The 3,197-nt window shown below is 43.9% G+C and carries 2 protein-coding genes; both read left to right on the forward strand.

Annotated features, from left to right (window positions below):
- On the forward strand, window positions 1-2,626 hold a 2,626-nt coding region (mutS, locus tag KKE07_05070), incomplete at its 5' end, for a DNA mismatch repair protein MutS (GenBank protein ID MBU4270213.1).
- A 1-nt stretch (window position 2,627) separates the two neighbouring features.
- Window positions 2,628-3,197: DNA mismatch repair endonuclease MutL (gene mutL, locus KKE07_05075; protein ID MBU4270214.1), on the forward strand; the 570-nt coding region annotated here is incomplete at its 3' end.

The following is a 3,197-nucleotide window of genomic DNA, read 5'->3' on the forward strand; positions in this document are numbered from 1 at the left end:
AAATGATCTAACACCGATGATGAATCAGTATCTGCAGATTAAGCGAGACCATACAGACGCGATACTGTTTTTCCGGCTGGGAGATTTTTACGAAATGTTTTTTGATGACGCTAAGATTGCCTCTGCTATCTTAGGCCTTGCCCTTACATCCCGAGGAACAGGTAAGAACAGCCGGGTACCTATGTGCGGGATCCCTTACCACGCCTCAGATAATTATATCGCCCGCTTGATAAAGGCAGAACATAAAGTAGCTATATGCGAGCAAATAGGAGATCCAAAAAGCGCGAAGGGAATAGTCAAAAGACAGATCGTCCGGGTTATTACCCCGGGGACATTAATAGATGAGAATATCCTGGAGTCTAACCACAACAATTATCTTGTCTGCGTCCATAAGCAGGCGCAAGGCGAATATGGGCTGGCTGCCGTAGACTTATCTACAGGTGAATTTAAAATTACGCAGCTGCACTCAGAGGAAAAAATGTTGAGTGAGCTTGGCCGTTTGCAGCCCGCGGAACTGCTGCTGTGTTCAAACTTAAAAGATGATACTGGCCTGAGGGATAAGTTGAAACAAAGAAATATAAATGCCCTGGTAAGTGAAGTTGAAGACTGGGCATTTGATTTTTCCTATGCGTATGAAAAGCTGATCAATCACTTTAAGACTCAGGACCTCAGGGGCTTTGGCTGCCAAAATATGAATTCTGGAATAACTGCTGCCGGAGCGGCATTATCTTATCTGGAAAATACGCAAAAAACGGAAATTAAGCATATCAACAAAATCACGCCGTACTCTTTAAATAAGGTCATGGTTCTTGACGGTATTGCCCAGCGTAATCTGGAACTTGTCCGATCGATGAGAGGGGAGAAAAAGGGAACTTTGTTAAACGAATTGAATTTTACGAATTCAGCTATGGGTAACCGCCTTCTTCTGCAATGGATTCAGCAGCCGCTGCTTGATATAGAAGAAATCAATAAACGGCTTGATGCCGTTGAGCAGATAAAGAAAGATCAGGTTTTGAGAACAAACCTGAAAGATGCGTTGAAAAATATTGCGGATATAGAACGTCTGCTCGGGAGAATAAGCCTGGGGGCTGCCAACGCGAGGGATGTTCTTAATCTAAATGAGTCATTAAAAATTATCCCGCGGATTAAGCGGCTGCTGGAATCAAGTGAAACAGAGATGATAGTTGATATTTGCCTTAACTTGGATGAGCAAAAGGAGCTGGTTCAGTTATTAGATAAGGCGCTTTGTCCTGATGCTCCTCTTTCAGTACGCGAAGGCAGGATGATCAAAGAGGGTTTTAACAGCGAACTCGACGATCTTAAATATATTACCCAAGGAGGTAAGGAGTGGATAGCAAAGCTGCAGCGTGAGGAAATCAAGCGTACAGGGATATCTTCTCTTAAAATAAGATACAACAGGGTCTTCGGCTATTATATAGAAGTGAGCAAGGCCAACCTGCACGCGGTCCCTGTTGATTATATGCGAAAACAAACCCTGGTAAACGCGGAGCGGTTTATTACTCCTGCTTTAAAAGAACAGGAAGAAAAAATTATTACTGCCCAGGAGAAGATGGTGGATCTTGAATACCGCCTGTTTTTGGATATCTGCGCGAAAATTATGCAAAGCCTTACCCAGATACAGAAGACAGCATTGCTTATTGCCAGGCTTGATGTTTTGAACAGCCTTGCTGAGGCGGCCGCGCGTAATAATTATATCCGCCCGGTTATAGATAATGATCTGACAATTGATATTAAGGAGGGGAGGCATCCTGTTCTGGAAAATATGCTTGGCGCGAATAAGTATATCCCTAATCCTGCTTATCTGGACGCTGCTGATAATCAGGTGCTTATTATCACTGGCCCGAATATGGCCGGTAAATCTACTTATATACGCCAGGTAGCGTTGATTATTATCATGGCGCAAATAGGCAGTTTTGTCCCGGTGAAATCGGCACGCATAGGCATTGTGGATAAAATTTTTACCCGTGTCGGCGCGGCAGATGATATCAGCGCCGGGATGAGTACTTTTATGATGGAAATGAGCGAAACAGCGAATATTTTAAATAACGCGACCCCAAGAAGCATGATAATCCTTGATGAAATAGGGCGGGGGACAAGTACTTTTGACGGATTGAGTATTGCCTGGGCAACAGCGGAATATCTGCTGGAAAACACCGGGATGAGGCCAAAAACACTTTTTGCCACACATTACCATGAACTAACGGAAATGGAACTTCTGTTTAAGGGAGTGAAGAACTTTAACGTTTCTGTTAGAGAATGGAACGAGGAAGTAATTTTTTTGTATAAGCTGATCAGAGGCTCATCAGACCATTCATATGGTATTCATGTTGCCCGGCTTGCCGGATTGCCGCAGAAAGTAATCAGCCGGGCGCGGGAAATATTGAGCAACCTGGAAATAAACAGCATGTCAGAAGAGGGTATACCCAGCCTGGTGAAATCCGATATAAAAAAAACAGGCAGGAGAGAAACGCAGCCGGAATTGTTTCAAAGCAGGGAAAATCCCTTGATTGCCCGCATCAGAGGGCTTGATGTAAATAATTTAAGCCCGATAGACGCGTTAAATCTTATTAACGAATGGAAAGACAGCCTCAAAAAAGAGGAATAATATGAACAGAATAAAAATCCTTCCTAAACATTTAGCCGATAAAATCGCCGCGGGTGAGGTTGTGGAAAGGCCGGCATCAGTGGTAAAAGAACTCCTCGAAAATGCCCTTGACGCGAGAAGCGCTAATATCGAAGTAGCGATAGAAGACGCGGGGCGAAGCCTGATCAAGGTGATTGATGACGGTGAGGGTATGAATGCCGATGACCTGAATATGGCTACTTTGCGCCACGCGACAAGTAAGATAGAAAAAAACTCAGACCTGATGAATATTACTACTCTGGGTTTCCGGGGCGAAGCTCTCTCAAGTATTTGTGCTGTAAGTTTTATGAAAATATTTTCCCGCACTCAATCGCAGGATTCCGCGCACAGTATTGCTTTAGAAGCAGGCGTAATTAAAAGTGTAAATGAATCTGCCCGGGGTGTAGGGACAACGGTTGAGGTTAAAAATCTTTTCTTTAATACTCCCGCGCGGTTGAAATTTTTAAAAAGCAAGGCTGCAGAGACCGCGCATATTATAAGAAACATGAACGAAATAGCTCTGGCGCATCCCCGCGTAGCACTGAAGCTCTTA

Source organism: Candidatus Dependentiae bacterium, assembly GCA_018897535.1.
GTDB lineage: Bacteria > Babelota > Babeliae > Babelales > UASB340 > UASB340.